Origin of the sequence: Streptomyces sp. NBC_01352, from assembly GCF_036237295.1 — a bacterium.
GTDB classification, from domain to species: Bacteria; Actinomycetota; Actinomycetes; order Streptomycetales; family Streptomycetaceae; genus Streptomyces; species Streptomyces plumbiresistens.
Map to the genome: position 1 here is coordinate 542046 of NZ_CP108354.1, position 17513 is coordinate 559558.

Consider the following 17513-nt stretch of genomic DNA (forward strand, 5'->3'; position numbering starts at 1 on the left):
GAGAATCCGCTGAGCATTCGGCGCGCACATTCGTATCTGAGGATGCGCTGCACCCATGCCGGAAGTCCTGCCGACTCCGGAGATGTCCTTGAGAGGCCTGATGAGACGCAACACGCGAAAAAGATCGAAGACTGCCCGCCGGGCGGTAGGCGCGGCGGCCGCACTGGCCATAGGGGCCGGTGGCCTGGTGGCGGTCAACATCTACGCCTCGGCCGACGAGACCAGCGCGTCGAAGGGCTCCGCCCAGAACCAGGTGCTCGCGGCCGGCACCTCCACCATCGACTGCCCCGACGTCGGCCAGCAGTTGACATCAGTGCCCGCCCAGGCGAAGGCCCAGGTCGACAAGGAACTGGCGCTCCTGGACAAGCAGATATCCGAGGCATACCAGCGCCTTTCCACCTCCCAGAGGGCGATTCAGCAGGACCCCAACTTCGCCCAGAACGCGATCGTGGGTCCGCTGAAGGACAAGCGGAAGGCGACGATCGACCGGATCGCCACCGCCATCGGCCGTGTGGCAGCCAAGCCGCAGGGCCTTGACGCTTTGGCGGCCTGCACGCTGCGCGCCACCGGCAACCAGCCCACTGGTCAGCCCACCGCCGGTCAGGGCGGCAACAACACCAATGCCGGAGCGACCGGCAACGGCCCCGTCTCCGCCGACTTCGTGGACATCACCAAGGTGAAGTCCAATGTGCGCACGCCCGCCAAGTCGGCGAAGGCTTCCAAGGGTGTCTTCGTCAGCAAGTGCGGGGTGAACGCCAACAAGCTGTACAACAGCGACAACGTCATCGTCGCGCCCGGTGTCACCAACGGCGCACACCACGTGCACGATTACGTCGGCAACCAGGACAACGACGCCTTCTCGAGCGACCAGGACTTCGCCAAGGCCGGGACCAGCTGCCAGAACAAGGGCGACAAGTCGTCCTACTACTGGCCGGTGCTGCGCCTGCAGGACGGCACCAAGGAGTTCGACGCCGACAAGCAGGGCGGCGGCGCCGAGGGCAACACGGGCCGGATTCTGACGGCCAAGAAGGCCACCTTGGACTTCGTGGGCAGTCCCCGCGGCAAGGTGGTGGCGATGCCCCAGTTCCTGCGCATCATCACCGGTGACGCCAAGGCGTTCGTCAACGGCACGGCCAACGCCAACGCCTCCTGGAGCTGCACCGGCTTCGAGAACAAGGTGCAGTTGAAGGACAAGTACCCCCTCTGCCCGTCAGGCAGCGACGTGGTGCGCACCTTCAAGTTCCAGAGCTGCTGGGACGGCAGGAACATCGACAGCGCCAACCACCGTACGCACGTGGCCTTCGCTGACGCCAACGGCAACTGCGCGGCCGGCTTCAAGGCCATTCCGCAGTTGGTGCAGCGTCTCGTGTACGACGTGGACGCGCCCAGCGTCAAGGACAACGGCAAGACCCGTCCGTTCTTCTCGTTGGACAGCTTCCCCGAACAGCAGCACAAGCCGGTCACCGACCACGGTGACTTCATCAACGTCTTCGACGCGAAGCTGATGAACAAGGCGGTCCAGTGCATCAACACCGGACGTAAGTGCAGCTGAGTCCGAGCATCGAGCGGTGGGCGTCGTGCTGACGACGCCCACCGCTCTGAACCATCCGGCGTGTGTCCCGGACGTCGCGCTCCGGTCAGGAGTGGGTGACCTCGATGTCGAAGATGCGGACCTCACCGTAGTTGTCGTCGGCGCACGGCTCGGAGTTGGTGCAGTTGGCCTGCGTGTAGGCGCCTGTCTTGAAGTAGTTGGTGTCGCCGTCGTGGGAGATCGTGGTCTGCAGCCGACCGTTGTAGTACGCCTTGATCTTCCCGTCCTCGGCCACGAACCTGGCCTCGAACTCGGTGCCCAGCTCGTAGTCGTCGGTGACGAGGTGGTGGTGGCGGTCGTCGCCGTCGGTGACGTAGAGGCTGCTGCCTTCGAGGCGGAAGACCGTGACGTCGTCGTCCCCGCCGTGGACCTGCGCGCCGACGAGCCACGGCCGCTCCTCCGGCAACGCCGTGAACGCCTCCCTGACCACGAGGGTGTGGGTGCCGTCCGTGGTGGACCATTCGGCCTCGTCCTCGCCGCCGTCGGTCATCTCCCGCAGCTCGGCCCGCGGGTAGCTGGAACCTCCCGTCGTCACGCCGTTGACGGCGGCCCGGAATCTGACCGCGTCACAGCCGGCTTCGGCCCGGAACCAGGGATCGGCGGAGAAGCTCGCCAGCTCGGGCTGGGTGATCTCGGTGGGATCCTCGTCCTCGCCGGTGGGCAGGGTCAGTTTCCAGTTCGTCAGGTCCAGGACCTCGGAGGGGTACGTGCATGCGGCGGCCGCCGGCTTGTACCCGGCGGAGGCGTCCGCGTGGGCGGGCAACGTGAGCGCGGCGGCCGAGACAGCCGCGGTGATGCCGGCCAGTACGACGGTCCGAGTGCTTGGCATGGAGGGTCCCTCCCGGTCAGGGTGTTCGGTGGGTGCCGATGCGTACCGTAGGCGTCCTTGCCGGGAGGGGTCCCGGAACCCTGCCTGCTACGCATGAGTGCGACTGTTGACTTCCTCCCCCTCGTGAACGAGGAGGGGTTCCTACGGCTCGCGCCGTGGGGTTTTCTGCTTCACCGCCGACTGCCCGCCCGGAGAACTCCGTTGAGGTCTTACACCGGCTCCACAGACAGACACCGCCAGCCCGGCGGCCAAAACGTTCTTCGCCGCGTTCACGTCCCGGTCATGGACCGCACCGCAGCCGCACGTCCACGTTCGGACGCTGAGCGGCATCTTGTCCTCCACGGTGCCGCAGACGGAGCACAGCCGGGAGGAGGGGAAGAAGCGGTCCACCGCAATCACTTGACGCCCGTACCAGGCCGCCTTGTACTCCAGCATCGAGCGGAACGCGCTCCAGCTCGCGTCCGAGATGGCCCGGGCGAGCGTGCGGTTCTTGACCATGTTGCGCACGGTCAGATCCTCGATCACGAGCGTTTGATTGTCACGCACGAGCCGAGTGGTCAGCTTGTGGAGCATGTCCCGGCGCCGGTCGGCGATCCGGGCGTGGATCCTGGCGACCTTACGCCGGGCTTTACGGCGGTTGGCACCGTCGCCCGGGGCCTTGCGGGACAGTTTGCGCTGGGCCTTGGCGAGGCGGGTGCGGTCATGGCGTTCGTGCCGGGGGTTGGTGATCTTCTCCCCTGTGGAGAGGGTCAGGAGATGGTCCAGGCCGACATCGATCCCGACCGCGCCGTTGGTGGCGGGCAGCGGTGTGACATGAGGGTCCTCGCACAACATCGAGACGAACCAACGCCCGGCCGCGTCCTGCGACACGGTCACCGTGGAGGGCTTCGTCCCGTCGGGCAGCGGCCGGGACCACACGATGTCCAACGGCTCCGCCATCTTCGCCAACGTCAGCCGGCCGTCCCGGAAACGGAACCCGCTGGCGGTGTACTCCGCCGACTTCCGCGACCTCTTCCGCGACTTGAAACGCGGATACCTCGCCCGCCTGGCGAAAAAGTTGGTGAACGCAGTCTGCAAGTGCCGCAGCGTCTGCTGCAACGGCACCGACGACACCTCGTTCAGGAACGCCAACTCCTCGGTCTTCTTCCACGCCGTCAGCATCGCCGACGTCTGGCTGTAGTTGACCCGCTCCTTGCGCGCCCACGCCTCGGTGCGGGCGACGAGCGCCAGGTTGTAGACCTTCCGCACACACCCGAACGTGCGCGACAGCTCCGCTGCCTGCACATCACTCGGATAGAAGCGGTACCTGAACGCCCGCTTCGTACGGTTCGCGGCCACGCCCACAAACTAACCAGACCGCAGGTCGACATCAAACCTGCGGGTCAGGTCACTGCGATCCGCCCGGCGGCACATCCCAGTTTCTTGCCCTGCTCCGCAGGAATTTCGTTTCCTCCCCCGGCTAAAACCGAGGGAGGAAACGAAAGGAATCCGATGAAGGCTCTGGGTAGACACTGCGTACGGTCCGCCGTACGCAGTACGGTTCGACGCATGCGTGCGGCACTTGAACCATGGCCGTCTGCGTTCCGGACTCGACCGAGGGGGAAGATCCGTGCGTTCCGGGGAGGAGTTCGCCGACCGCTATGTCCTCAAGGAGGTCATCGGCGCGGGGCGCGGCGGTGATGTGTGGCTGGCCCACGACACGGTGGTGGGCCAGGACGTCGCGCTGAAACCGGAACGGACGGACGGCGGGGGCGAGACCGCGGTGCGGCGGCTGCTGGGCGAGCCGCGCGCCATGGCCAAGTTCCGGGGTCATCCTCACGTCGTGACGCTGTTCGACGTCGTGACCGTGCCGCCGGACGAGGCCGGGGACGGGGACGGAACAGACACGTACTGGTTCGTCATGGAGTACGTGCCCGGTGGCGGCCTGGACCGGCAGCCGACGGTCTCTCCCGCGCGGGCGGCCCGTATCGGTGCCCAGCTCGCCGACGCGCTGGCCGCTCTGCACGAGGAAGGCATCGTCCACTGCGACGTCAAGCCCGCCAACATCGGCCTCACCCGGCGCGGTGACGCGAAGTTACTGGACTTCGGTGCCGCCTACCGTGCCGGCGGCAGCGAGACCATCACGGTCAACGGCCCGTACAGCTACACCCCGGACTACGCCGCCCCGGAACTGGCCCGGGGCAACATCCCCCAGCCGGCCTCGGACGTGTTCTGCCTGGCCGCCACCCTGCACGCCCTGGTCACCGGTGTGCCGCCGCGTGGCAGCGAGCCTGTGGAGAACGACGGCCACGCGCAGGATCCGGACTCCTGGGAGAGCGCCGAGCGGCTGAGGCACTGGCAGGCCGAGCAGGGCGCCGTCGAGATGGACGCCGACGCCGTGGGACCGCTGCACCCCGTGCTCGCCGCCATGCTCCGACGCGACCCCCGGCAACGCCCCGACGCCACCGAGGCCAAGCGGCTGCTGGAGGACGTCGCCGGAACCGGTCCGAAAGTCCATCAGGGCACCACCACCCCCGACACCGTCACCCCCGACACCGTCACCGTGCGCCGACGCCGGCGCCGGCCACTGGTCGCGGCCGCGCTCGGCATCGGCGCCGTACTGGCTCTGGGGCTCGTGGTCATCCCCGGCCATGGCGACAGCGACGACGGGAACGCCACCCCCACACCCGGCCAGAGCCAACAGGAGGAGACGCAGGCCCTGGTGGGCGATCCGCACACGGCCGACGTGTGCGCCCTGGCCGACCCGGCCGCTCTCGACTCGTTCGGCGACGGCGATGTCCGCACGGACGTGGACTACGGGAACTTCGACCGCTGCGACGTGCTCGTGGGCATCGACGACAAGACCCGCATCGATGTGTCGATCCGGGTCCTCAAGGGCTCGCCGCCCGAGGGGTCCGAGCCCTCCCGCACCGTCGGGCGGATCGGCATCCGCGAGGACGAGGCGGAGAGCGACGAGTGCAAACTGCTGCTGACCGCGGGCGGCGACACCGAGGACACCCTGGTGGAGGTCCGCGCCAACATGGGCAAGGGCTCGGTGGTCGGCGGCAAGGCGACGCTGTGCACGGTCGCCAACGAGGCCGCCACGAGCGCGGCCGAGGTCCTCGACCGGGGTCCGGTCCCCCGCCGTTCACCGGCCTACCCGCGCAGGTCGCTCGCCTGGGCGAACGCCTGCAAGCTCCTCGACGCGAAGGCGCTGTCCGTCGTTCCCGGCCTCAAGGTCGACGTGCCGGACGTCGGCGTCGCGAACTGGAGCTGCGAGTGGTCGAGCGACGTGGACGAACTGGATGCGGAGGTGAGCTTCTTCCGCGACCAGCCCAAGTCGGCTCAGGACGGCACGGCCCTCACGCTCAGCGGATACCGCACCGTCGTCGAACCGAACGACGACGGTGACACCTGCACGGCCTTCGTCGAGGACCACAGGTACAGCGGTCAGGGCGCCGAGACCGCCGCCGAGATGGTGCGCCTCGAAGTCGGCGGTGGGCGGCCCGCGGAGGAGCTCTGCGCGATGACCAGGAGTCTGGCGGCCTCCGCCGCGACCGAACTCCGCGCGCGATGACACAGGGGGCGTACGCGCCTCCTCACGGCGCGGAGTCCGGCCAGGCGGTGTCGTCCTCCATCCGGTCCAGATCCGGTGGTACGAGCGTCGTCGACTCCACCAGTCCCTTGATCAGGTTGTGCAGCAGGCGGTTGTCGCCGGGGCGGCCCTCGGACTTGTCGTGCAACAGCGGGTATCTGAAGCCGTCGCGGTCGAGACGGCGGCGTACGGCTTCGACCCGGTGCTCGATCCTGCGCTCGGTCCAGCGCGCGTCCGGGCGGAGGTAGGCGAGCTGCTTGGCAGCGGTGGCGTAGGTCAGAGGGCGCGGGTCCTCTTCGTACAGCAGATACCGCTGGCCCAGGACGACCAGCAGCAGCCGTTCGTCGTCGTCGAGGGGCCAGATCTTCGGCGACACGGTCTTGGCGGTGCGTCGCGACACCGGCCCCTGGTCGTCGTGGCCCGAGACATACAGCTCGACCAGGTGCTCTCGGTAGCCGGAGCCCTTCACGAACAGCGGGGTGTAACCGGTGTCGAGGGGAATCGCCTCCGTGCTGAGGTGCATCATCCCGCCGCGCGGCAGCCGGACGAGCTGCTGCCCGGTGTTGCGCAGCCACCACAGCCCCTGGCGGTACGACAGCTCGCCGTGCTGTCGGCTCACCCCCAGGTCGTCCACGCCGACTCCCAGGTCCACGTCCGGCTCCTCACCGCGCCCGAAGCGGAGGGTCAGACCCGGCCTGGGCGGGGCACTGAGCTCACCGGTGACCGTGCGGGCGTGCAGGGTCCCGGGGATGGTGGGCGTGACACCGCGCGCGAGGCTGGCGGAGTAGGGCATCGCTGGTTCCTCGGTTTCCGGGATCGTCGGTGTGTGGGCTTCTCGGCGCGCGCACGGCGCTCTGACCAGTGTCCGCACCCGCTGTGGGACCCCTCCCCAATCCTGGCCCGTCTTAAAGAGGTTGAGGGGTTGGCCCGGCCGGTTCGGCGCCGGCCATGGTCAGTACGCCGGTTTCAGCGCTCCTGCGGGGAGTTTCTTCTCGTCCTCCCGGCCCACGGTGCACAGCACGTGGCGGAACCCTGCTTCCCACTCCTCGTCGGAGGAGGACCAGGCCCACATCTCGTGTCCCTTGCCTCGAGCCCAGTTGACGCCGTATTTCTCGTCGCAAAGGTCCGCCGTGTCCACGCTGTCCGACGAGCCGTCTCCCGAGGCCCAGGTCCAGCCGACGACCTGCGTGTGGTGCGGTTCGTCGCAGCTCACCAGGGTCTTGGTGTACGAGCCGTCCTCGTCCTCCTCTTCGTCGAAGCAGTCACCCGGGCCCAGCTGTGTGACGTACACCTCGTCGCCGAACTTCCGGTAGTCGCCGAGCGGGCCGCCGAGGGTGGCGTTCTTCAGGAAGAGCAGGCAGGCGGAGGCGGGCGGTTCGCTCTGCCCCGTCTCGGGGGTGAGGACGGACAGCGCCGGGGCGGCCATGGTTGCGCGCAGCTCGGCGGTGCGCCGGGCGCATTCGCTCCGTACGGCCTCAGTGCCGGATGTAGATGCGGTGCTGTCGGCGGCCACGGTCGCGATGACCTGTCCTTCGGGGTCGTCGTCGTGGCAGTCGACGAGCTTCAGGCCGGGCCGCCCCTCGAACTCCCCGTCCTTCCAGTCGGCGTCGACGCACTGGCCCGGTGTGAGCGCCTCGCGCAGCCCCACCTGCCTGCCGTACGGGTACGCGCTGCGGGTCACGGTCGGGGAGGGAGTCGGGGAGGAGCTTGGGGCGGCCTTCGCCCGGACCTTTGAGCCCTGTGCCGCGGCCCCTTCGTCGTGGTAGGCGACGGCCCCCAGCGCGAACCCGCCACCCCCGACCAGCACGGCGGCGAGCGCCAGCAGCGCGGCCGCCAGCCGGCCCGGCACCCGGCGCGCACCGTCCGAGGGGCCACGGGTGGCACCGGCTGCGGTGGAGTCCGTCGCGGCTTCGGCGGCGGCCGAGCCGTCGGGCCGATCCGTGCGCCCGGGCTCGTCGGAGCCCCGGGTCTGGCCCGGCCCCGATCCGTCGCTCGCCGCGCCCTGCTCCGGCTCGCCGGCCGTGGCGTCCGCCCCGGCCGAGGCGGACGGAGCACCACGGGTGGTGGTTCCCGCTGCCTCGGCGAGGAGTTCGCGCGCCTGCGCCGCCTGCATACGCTCCGCCGGATCCTTGGCCAGCAGCCCCATGATCGCCCGGCAGAGTGGGTCGCTCGCCCGCTGCGGCACGTCGGGTTGTGAAGTCAGCGCCGCCATGAGGGCGGCGTCGAGCGTGTCCCGCTCGAAGGGGGCGGTGCCCTCGACGGCGAAGTAGAGGGTGACTCCGAGGGAGAAGAGGTCGGTCGCGGGTGTCGCCTCGCCGCCGGACAGCCGCTCCGGCGCCACGAAGCCCGGGGTGCCGACCACCATGCCGCTCTGGGTGACCCGGGTCTCCCGGGGCCACAGCGAGATGCCGTAGTCCGTGAGCAGGACTCGGCGGTCGGCGGCGCCCGAACGGTCCGGCGCCAGCAGGATGTTTGAGGGCTTCACGTCCCGGTGGATGATGCCGAGCCGGTGCCCGGCGCAGAGCGCGTCGAGGGCGGCCGCGCCGATCCCGGCCACCTCGCCGCTGGGCAGCGGGCCGTGCTCCGTCACCACGGCGCGCAGATCCCGCGTACCCGGCAGGTACTCCATCACGATCCACGGGCGGTCGTCGTCCTCCACCACGTCGTACACCGTGATCACGTTCGGGTGCTCGCGCAGCTGTGCCGCCTTCAGCGCCTCCTTGTGCCCCCGGGCGGCGGGGTCACCGCCCAACGCGTCCGGCTCCCGCGGTACGTCGATCTCCTTGACCGCGACCTGGACCCGGAGTTGCTCGTCCTCGGCCAGCCAGACGTCTCCTCCGCCCCCGGACCCCAGCCGCTGGCGCAGCCGGTACCGCCCGGCGACGACCCGTTCATCGCGTGGCACCAACGTCCCCTTCCCTGCCGTGTTTCCCGACCGGCCGCCCGAGGCTCCTTGCGGCCGCCGGCCTCATGCTCACTCGCCTCGCCCGGGAACCGTCCCGGACCGCCCGCCCGCCGAAGGCGCGGTCCGCGCCGCCGCTCACCGGACGACCAGCGGCTTGAACGCGGACCGCACGTCGGACTTGGATTCCGATACGTACTCGCTTGTCGAGTCCGCGGAGGCGAAGATGGACGACGGGCAGCCCGTGCCGTTGATCTGGATCGTGCGGTCGGCGACGAGCTTGCCCGTGCGCAACTCGTACACCTTCACCGGGACCGCGATCTTGTGGAAGGTCACGTTCGAGGCGGCGCCGGAGGACCCACTCTTGTAGTACGAGCAGGTCTCGACGCCGTCTCCGTAGGTCTGCTCGCCCGCGCAGACGACCAGGACGGCGTTGGCGGCGTCGCCCGCCTTCCAGGAGCCGGGGAGCTGCTTGGAGAAGTCGGTGTTGTACTCGTCGTAGGCGTAGAACAGCGCGCGGTTGGTGCCCTTGCCCATGGGCTTGGCGCCGCTGTATTTCGCCGGGTTGGAGCAGTACGCGGGCTGTGAGCCGTACCCGCCCGTGAGCAGACTGCGGACGTTGGCCAGCTCGATGCTCAGCGTGGCCTTCCTGGCGCCCTTGCGGGCCTCGTCCGCGAGGGCGTCCTGGGGATAGCGGTCGAGCAGGCTCTCGTAGTGCTTGCGGGCCGCATCCCAGCTGTCCTCGGCCATCAGGTCGCCACCGCATGCGACGAGCGCGGCGGGCTCGGTCCGTGCGACCGTGTCGGAGGTCCGGTCCAGGACGTCGTTGCTGTGCTTGCGGTCGCGGAGCCAGTCGGTGACGGTGACGGTGTCGCAGGGGTCCTTGGCGGGCAGGTCGCGGAGAAATCCGTTGAGGGTCGTCTCGACCGTCTTCTCGTTGCCGGGCTCCGCGAGCACCGAGGCGAGTGTGCCGAAGCCGTCCTCCAGGGCGTCGGTGTCCCCGCTCAGCGCGGTGATCAGTTCGGCCCGGGCCGTCTGGAGTCGCTCGCAGGCCCGTACGGCTTCGTCGCCGCGGGCGGCGAGTGGCGCGTCGGCGATGCGGTGCCCGAACCACACCTCGTCCTGGGCGCTCGACACCCCTGCGCAGTCGCCGCGTTCGCGGGCGTCGGTGACGCTCTGCCCGATGCCGGCGGCGTCGAACCGCAGGAGCCCCGCGGCCAGCAGCACCGGCAGCGTGACGCCGAGCGCGACCAGGCGCTGACGGCGTACCGCGACCCGCTCGCCGCCTCTGCCGGCCAGGTACCACCCGTGGATGATGACGGCCGCCCACCACAGGAGCATGGCGATCTCGTACGAGGTCTCTTCGGTCGAGAGGAGCCGGGAGACGAGCACGACGGTGACGGCCACGGAGGCGACGGCGAGTCTCCACCGCCGCATCAGCAGATAGCCGACGCCGAGCAGGGAGGCGTTGCCCAGGGCGACGGCCAGGGGGTCGTTCGCCCGGCCCCCGTCGGGTGCGGGCACCGGCACGACGGGCTCGGCATACGTCGGGTTGCTCATCCTGATCTCCCCCGGTCGCACATCGGTTGGGTGACCGCATGGTGCGGCCCCGCTTCCGGGACGGGTCCCGGAAGCGGGGCCGCCGGCTTCCCTCGGGACCCCTCCCGGGTCCCGCCCGGCACAGTGGGCGGAGTCATTTCCCCGCGGGCGAAGGGCGAGTTGATGGCGGAGGAGAGCGTCGAGGTCGTGATCTCGGCGGACGGCACCGTGGAGGTGCATGTCCAAGGGGTCTCGGGCACACGGTGTCTGCAGGACACCGACGAGTTGGTCCGGCTGCTCGGCGGGGATGTGCAGCACCAGGTGCTCACCGAGGAGGCCTACCAGCAGAACGCGGACGAGGAGCAGGACCGGCTGTGGCAGGGGTGAGCGGCCCGGGCACGCCGTGGCGGCTGCATGCCGTCGTGCCCCGAAGCAGCGCCAACGGTCCGGGTGTTCGGTACGTCGTCTGGAGCCAGGGGTGCGCTCTGGGCTGCCCGGGGTGCTTCAATCCCGAGACCCACTCGGCGGCGGGCTCCGCTCCGGTTCGCACGGCCGGCGAGGTGGCCGAGGAGGCGCTGGCCGACGCGGCGCATCTGCAGGGCGTCACCCTGACCGGCGGCGAGCCGCTGGAGCAGCCTGCCGCGGTCGCCGCGTTCTGCGCCGAACTACGGGCCCGCAGCGGGCTGTCGGTGATCGTGCTCACCGGGTTCACCCGCGCCGAGATCGAGACGGACCCGGCACGGTCGGCGGCCGTCGCCGACGCCGATCTGGTGATCGCCGGACGCTACAACGCGCGGCTGCGGCTGGCCCGGGGGCTGCGCGGCTCGTCGAACAAGGAGTACTGGACGCGCACCGGGCGCTACACGGCGGACGACCTGGCCGACGTACCGGAGTTGGAGATCACCGTCGCGGACGACGCGACGCTCACATTCACCGGCATGGCCGCGCCGGGAGGGGAGTTCTTCGGTGGGCACCACGGGCATCGCTGACGAGATCCGGCTGTATCTGCGCGCCCGGGTGGCGCTGATCGTGCTCGTCACGGTCGAGGAACAGCGCGCCCTGGACGTACTGGACCAGGTGCGGCGAGACCGGGACCCCTCGTCCGACCTGGTCACCTGGGACATCGCCGACGGCATGCAGTCCGCGGGGGGCCGGCAACTGCCCGAGGTCAGACAGGGCAACCCGGCGGACGCGTTGACGAAGATCCAGGAGCTGGCGCGGAGGGAGCCGCGCCGCCGCGACCTGTACGTGCTCAAGGATTTTCACGCGTTCTGGGAGAAGGACCCGGCGGTGCGCCGGCGCCTGCGCAACCTCGCTCACAAGCTCGTCTTCACCGGCTCCTCCCTGATCGTGACCACCCCGGTGCGCACCCTCCCCGTGGAGCTGGGCGACGACGCCGTGGTGGTGGAGATGCCGCTGCCCGAGGCCGACGCCCTGCGCCGCGAACTCGACCACCTCATCGACAGCACCAAGGGCGTGAAGTCCACGCTCACCGCGGCGGGCCGCAGCCGCCTGGCACAGGCCGCCCTGGGCCTGACCGCCGCCCAGGCCCGCCGGGCCTTCGCCAAGGCCATCGTGCGCGACGAGGTGCTCGACGACCGCGACATCGAGGCCGTACTGGCGGAGAAGAAGGCCGTCATCCGGGAGAACGAGGCCCTGGAGTTCTACGGCGCCGAGGAGAGCCCCGACGACCTGGGCGGCCTTGACGTGCTCAAGGAGTGGCTGCGGCTGCGCGAGCGAGCCTTCAGCGACGCCGCCCGCGAGTTCCGCCTGCCGGCGCCCAAGGGCATCGCGCTCATCGGCATCCCCGGCACCGGCAAGAGCCTCACCGCGAAGATGATCGGCGGACTGTGGCGGCTGCCGCTGCTGCGCCTGGACGTCGGCGCGCTGTTCGGCTCGCTGGTCGGCGAGTCGGAGGAACGGGTACGGCGGGCGCTGCGGCTGGCGGAGACCGTCTCTCCGTGTGTGCTGTGGATCGACGAGGTGGAAAAGGCGCTGGCGTCCGGCGGCCACGACGGGGGCACCTCGCAGCGCGTGTTCGGCACCGTCCTGACCTGGATGCAGGAGAAGACCGCGCCGGTGTTCGTGGTGGCCACCGCCAACGACGTCAGCGCGCTGCCCCCGGAGACGCTGCGCCGCGGCCGGTTCGACGAGGTGTTCTTCCTCGACCTGCCCACCGAGGAGGAACGCCGCGAGATCATCACCGTTCATCTGCGCAAGCGCGGCCGCAAGCCGGAGATGTTCGACGTGTACCAACTGGCCCGGGACTGCGACGGCTTCGTCGGCGCCGAGCTGGAACAGGTCGTCGTGGACGCGATGTACGAGGCGTTCGCCGAGGAACGTGACATCACCACGGACGACATCGCCCGCGCCACCGCCCGCACCGTGCCGCTGAGCCGCTCCCAGCGCGAGGTCATCGAGGACCTGCGCGCCTGGCTGCGCGAGGGCCGCGCCCAGTCGGCGTCCTTCGCGGGGGCGGCACAGGCGGCCGAGCACCAGGTGCCGGTGCTGGAGGTGTAGGGGGTGGCACGACTGACGGAGGACGGCGCGGCCCGGCTGCTGCGGCAGGCCGTGCGACGGCGGGCGGACGGCTCGCGGGGAGCGCGGGCCCGGCGGGCATGGCGGCGGCTGGTACGGGCGTGCGCCGCCGGGGACGCGGCGGCCCAGGAGGCCGTACGGACAACGGAGTTGACGGATCCGGAAGTGCTGGAGCTGCTGGCGGCGGGGCCTGCCGACTCCACGGACCGGGCGGCCTGGCTGACGTTGCTCGGGCAGCGGGCGCAACGGCAGGCCCTGGACCCGGACGGGACGCTGCTGGGGTTGGCCTACTGGGCGGCGACGCTGGAGACCCGCGGACGACTGAGCGCGGTCCTGGCCGCCGAGGGGGACGGGGAGGCCGTACGCGCTGTCGTCGGCGCGGAACAACGCGACCGCGTCGCCGCCATGTCGTACGACGAGCTGGACCTCCTCGGACGCCGGCTCGCCGAGCACGGACGCTACGACGAACTGCGCCGCCTCGCCCTCGACCTGCCCATGGCCAAGGCCGTCGCGGCGGCCCGGCTCCTGCCGTCCGGCGAACTCGGCGAGGACTCCGCTTCGACCTGCCTCGCCGCGCTCGCCGCATGCTCTCCGCAGGGGCTGCGCGCCGTACTGGAGCGGCTGCCGCGCAGGACAGTGCTCAGCCACCGCAGGGGATCGGCACAGGTCTCCTTCTCACCCGACCAGGCGGAACTAGCGATCAGCACCACGCAGTTGCCGCCCGAGACGGTGATCCCCAGAGTCCTGACGGAGACGGTCCGGCTCGTGACCGGCGAGAGCACCCTCCGCCATCGCCAGCAGGGGCGGACGCCGGTACACGTCCACTCGATCCTGCACCTGGGCGACGAGATCCTCCGCATGGAGTCGCCGCTCGCGTATCCGGGCAACGCCATGAGCCGTCTCCATCCCCGGGACGAGAGCATTCCCGTCCAAGGGCCGGAGACTCTTTCGGAGTTGAGACGCGCGAGCACGGGCGCCGTCGCGGTGACGGTGTCCGGGCTCGGCTTCGTCGACCGGCATGCCGTCCGGCGGCGCCACGTGGCGGTCCCCCGGATCACCGAAGTGATCGACGCATACGCCGAAGGTGAGCAGCGCATGGAGTGCCACCTCGCGACGCTGCCGGAACACGGTCTGCTGGCCGTCACCGTCGCGGACCATGTCCTCGTCCTGGACGAGTCCGGAACCGTGCTCCATGACGAGCACCAGGCCGGGTACATGTCGGCCTTCCTCGCACCGGACCGGCTGGCGATCATCCCCGATGTCCCTCATCCGCAGGAGCAACGCTACGAGATCCTGACCCTCGCGGGGTCCGGCCGGGCCCGGCGCGAGAAGGGAAGTCCCCGGAGCTGGGCGGCACTCGACGAGCTGCGGGGGATCGCTCTGGACGACGAATTCGCCCACTGGATCGTGGGTCCCACCTACGAGGCCCTGCGCGACGAGGCCGCGCCGGAGTCGCTGAGGAACGGGGACCGCCGGATGCTGCTCGCGATATCGCCCTACGGGGACATGTTCGTCACCTCGCGGCTCGAAGGGCCCCTGCCCCTGAGCCGCTATGAGGGCGACCGCCGGGCCCGATGCTGGGGCACGCTCGAACTGCACAGCCCGTATCTGCCCACCGCGCGCGAAGCCCTGGAACAGCCACTGCTGCGCGCCACTCCGCGGCAGTGGCACCACGTGCGGGAACTGCGGACGAAGGTCGGTGACCCCGCGGTGCGGCGGGCGCTCGCTCTGCTGGAACACACGCTCGCCGACCGGTTCGGCGCGGACATCGCCCTCGGCGACGGCCCCGCGGTCGCGGCGGGCCCGCACGACCTCACCCTCGACCCGGACCGGACGGAGTGAGGCCCATGCGGGTACGGACCGCCGTGCTGGTGCTGCGGCTGCCGCTCGGGCAGCACTCCCGACGGCGTCGCGAGGCGCTGGTGACCGTGTTGCGCGCGGCCGACGCCGGTACCCCGGCGGCCCTGCGCGCCGTCGCCCGCGCTCTGGAGTCCCTGGGCCCGGAGACGGTGTGGCGGACGTGGGCCGAGTCGCCCCGGCGCCCGTGGGACTCCCCTCTCGCGGCCGAGCTGCTGGACGAGGATGCGGCGCGGGTTCCCGACCTGCTCGTGGACGCCGGCTGGTACGACTGGCTCGACGCCCACCAGGACGAGCTGTGGTCGTTGCTGAAGCGGTGGAACCGCGCCGCGACGGCCACAGCCAAGCCCCGCGTGCGCGCGCTCAGCCGTCTGGCGCTCGACGACGGCAACAGCCGCGACACGGCCGTCGACGCGCGGGTGCTGGCCGACGCCGCCGCACGCTTCGGCCATCCCCTCGGTGAGCGGGCCCGCGCCCGCCTCCTGGCGCTGAGCGACGCCACGGCCGTCGACCTGTTCTGCCGTACGGCACTGAAGTCGCCGGAGGCCACGGCCTTCTGCGTCGAACACCACCTGGCCCCCACCGATGACGTGGAACGGGCGGTGTTCTTCGTCCGGACCCGTCAGCGGGAGCAGTTCCGGGCGCTGGATCCCGACGGGTCGCTGCTGGCGCTCGGCTACCGGGGTTCGTCGGCCAAGGCGCGCGCGGCGCTGCGGGCCGAGATGACGGACATGGGCGACGTGGATGTGCTCCGGGTGCTGGCGGGCCAGCGTGTCGCACAGGACGACTTCGGCCGCCTCACCAAGCGGGAACGTGCCTATCTGGTGGGACAGTTCACCGACCGGGGCGACTGGGACCGCCTGTGGAGCTGCACCCTGCTGATGCCGCTCACCGAGGCGGTGAAGGCGGTCCGAGGCTGCGGCGACGACTGGCGGCCCATGGACGAGGACGAGCGCGGCGTCTTCGAGGCCTTGCGTGGAGCGGATCCGCGGGCTGTGGCCGACTGTGTGAAGACCCTGTCCGAAGGGTCCACGTCGGCGCCCGCCCCGCACGTCCGGATCCACCTCGCCGGCCTCCACCAGCGGCTGGGTGCCGTCACCGACCTCGACTTCTCACCGGACGGCACCCAGCTCGCCCTGGTCGGCGCGCTCCGCGTGCGGAGGGCGCCCGACAGCCCCGACCCGTTGAACGAGCCGGTCGCCTGGGCCGGAGTCGTGGATCTCGGCAGCAGAACGCTGTCCCAGTTGCGCTGCGACTTCCCACGGCTTCTGGAGCGCGTCGCGCATCTCGGCTCCGACACCGTCGTCGCCGCGGAGAAGCTGACGTACGACACAGCGGGCGAACGCCTCCACAAGCTGAAGATCCACTACATGGACCGCGACGGCGTGCGGGCGCTCGACCCGGAAGCCGACGTGATTCTCGGCCTGAAGCGCACAGCCGGAGACCGTGCCTTCGTCGTGACCGCATGTGACTTCGAAACGTCCGACCGCAGGCGCAGGTTGCTGGTCGGCGTTCCCGATGGGTTCCTCGTCCCCGCCGGGCTGCTCGACGGCCTGGACCGTCTGGACGACTTCGAGCCCGTGATCGCCGCGGTGGATCCGGACGGCCGGCTGATCGCCCTGGTCGACGAGTTGGAGGATGCCGTGGTCGTCGACCTCACCGGTTCCGTGGTGAACAGGCTCGACGACGGCTCGGGAACACTGGAGAACGTCCCCACGACGACCGCCGCCCTGTCGCCTTCCACCCTGGTCTGCTGCACCGCCACGGGTGTCCTCAAAGCGTGGCACGAGCCGCTCACCGTCAAGAAACCGACGGCGACGATTCCCGCCTGGTCCCCGGCGACCCGTCCGGACGCCCTGGCCTGGTCGCCCGCACTGAACCGATTCGTCGGGATCCACCTCGTCCGCCGACCGCGCCTGGAACTCCTGGATGTGCCACCGACCCGTGACGCCCCGGTGCCGGACACACTCGTGTCCGCGTCTATCGCACTCGCCGGCGCCACCCACCTGGCACCCGTCGCCCGGCTGTCACCGAAGGGCGACACGCTGGCCGTGGCACACGCGAGCACACTCGACCTCTACCGCCTGACCACCCTCTCTTTGCGCCCGTTCATCGCCCGGCCCATGGCCCTGATGGCCCCCCAGAACCTGGCACAGGTGGTCAGGGTGCTGGGAGACCCGGCCCTCGACGAGGGGACCCGAACGACGCTGACGCTGCTGCGGGCATGCCTGGAGCGCCGGCTCAGCGACGACATCGGGATCGGCCACACCCGCCACGGGGCGATGGCGGGGAGCCACGAGATCGAGCTGGGCGGATGAGGGGTGTGGTGAGGGTGAGGGGCGTCGTGAGGACGATCCGCGCACAGGAGGTCGTCCGGCCGGCCGGACGCGCGGGTCTGCGGCGGGACGACGGCTCCCGCGGGTGGCGCGCCCGACGCGCCTGGCGGCGGCTGGTGAGCGCGTGCGCGGCCGGGAACGTGGCGGCCCAGGAGGCCGTACGGACAGCGGAGTTGACGGACCCGGACGTGCTGGAGCTGCTCGCGGTGGCACCGGCCGAACCCGCCGACCGCGCCGCCTACCTCGTCCTGATCGGCCAGGGCGCGCAGCACCGGGCCCTCGATCCCGACGGCTCCTTGCCGACCCTGGCCTACCGGACGGCCGTGCCCGAGACGCGTGAACGGCTG

At 70.7% G+C, this 17513-nt stretch carries 12 protein-coding genes; 7 read left to right on the forward strand and 5 right to left on the reverse strand.

Annotated features, from left to right (window positions below; translation table 11 throughout):
• Positions 1 to 100 precede the first annotated feature (100 nt).
• A complete protein-coding gene (locus tag OG252_RS02735) occupies positions 101 to 1552 on the forward strand; it encodes a DUF1996 domain-containing protein (protein ID WP_266452150.1) in 1452 nt (483 codons plus the stop codon).
• A gap of 85 nt (positions 1553 to 1637) precedes the next feature.
• Here OG252_RS02735 and OG252_RS02740 read toward each other — a convergent pair whose 3' ends face one another.
• Positions 1638 to 2420, reverse strand: coding sequence for a polysaccharide lyase family 7 protein (locus OG252_RS02740; RefSeq protein WP_329333383.1), 783 nt, complete (start codon positions 2418 to 2420; stop codon positions 1638 to 1640).
• A gap of 141 nt (positions 2421 to 2561) precedes the next feature.
• Positions 2562 to 3758, reverse strand: coding sequence for an RNA-guided endonuclease InsQ/TnpB family protein (locus OG252_RS02745; protein WP_329333386.1), 1197 nt, complete (start codon positions 3756 to 3758; stop codon positions 2562 to 2564).
• A gap of 271 nt (positions 3759 to 4029) precedes the next feature.
• Between OG252_RS02745 and OG252_RS02750 the strand changes: the two genes are divergently transcribed.
• On the forward strand, positions 4030 to 5976 hold the full coding sequence (locus OG252_RS02750; RefSeq protein WP_329333388.1) for a serine/threonine-protein kinase: 1947 nt from the start codon (positions 4030 to 4032) through the stop codon (positions 5974 to 5976).
• Positions 5977 to 5998: 22 nt separating this feature from the next.
• Here OG252_RS02750 and OG252_RS02755 read toward each other — a convergent pair whose 3' ends face one another.
• From OG252_RS02755 to OG252_RS02765, 3 genes are all read right to left on the reverse strand, one after another.
• On the reverse strand, positions 5999 to 6787 hold the full coding sequence (locus OG252_RS02755) for an FHA domain-containing protein (RefSeq protein WP_266452142.1): 789 nt from the start codon (positions 6785 to 6787) through the stop codon (positions 5999 to 6001).
• A 159-nt stretch (positions 6788 to 6946) separates the two neighbouring features.
• A complete protein-coding gene (locus OG252_RS02760) occupies positions 6947 to 8899 on the reverse strand; it encodes a serine/threonine-protein kinase (protein WP_329333391.1) in 1953 nt (650 codons plus the stop codon).
• Between the two features lie 135 nt (positions 8900 to 9034).
• Positions 9035 to 10456: a hypothetical protein gene (locus tag OG252_RS02765; protein WP_266452138.1), complete on the reverse strand. Its 1422-nt coding sequence runs from the start codon at positions 10454 to 10456 to the stop codon at positions 9035 to 9037.
• A gap of 162 nt (positions 10457 to 10618) precedes the next feature.
• Here OG252_RS02765 and OG252_RS02770 point away from each other — a divergent pair, with 162 nt between their 5' ends.
• Genes OG252_RS02770 through OG252_RS02790 form a run of 5 tightly spaced genes read left to right on the forward strand, consistent with a single transcriptional unit; the run spans position 10619 to position 17148 of the window.
• Positions 10619 to 10822, forward strand: coding sequence for a DUF2997 domain-containing protein (locus OG252_RS02770; RefSeq protein WP_266452136.1), 204 nt, complete (start codon positions 10619 to 10621; stop codon positions 10820 to 10822).
• Positions 10810 to 11424 (forward strand): 4Fe-4S cluster-binding domain-containing protein, encoded by a 615-nt coding sequence (locus tag OG252_RS02775; RefSeq protein ID WP_266452134.1) that lies wholly within the window; start codon positions 10810 to 10812, stop codon positions 11422 to 11424. The genes OG252_RS02770 and OG252_RS02775 overlap by 13 nt, the downstream gene beginning before the upstream one ends.
• Complete coding sequence (locus tag OG252_RS02780; protein ID WP_329333395.1) at positions 11402 to 12955, forward strand: AAA family ATPase; 1554 nt, start codon at positions 11402 to 11404, stop codon at positions 12953 to 12955. Before OG252_RS02775 ends, OG252_RS02780 begins: the two co-directional genes overlap by 23 nt.
• Before the next feature lie 3 nt (positions 12956 to 12958).
• A complete protein-coding gene (locus tag OG252_RS02785; protein ID WP_329333397.1) occupies positions 12959 to 14815 on the forward strand; it encodes a hypothetical protein in 1857 nt (618 codons plus the stop codon).
• A gap of 5 nt (positions 14816 to 14820) precedes the next feature.
• Positions 14821 to 17148, forward strand: coding sequence for a hypothetical protein (locus tag OG252_RS02790; RefSeq protein WP_329333399.1), 2328 nt, complete (start codon positions 14821 to 14823; stop codon positions 17146 to 17148).
• The last annotated feature ends 365 nt before the right edge of the window (positions 17149 to 17513 follow it).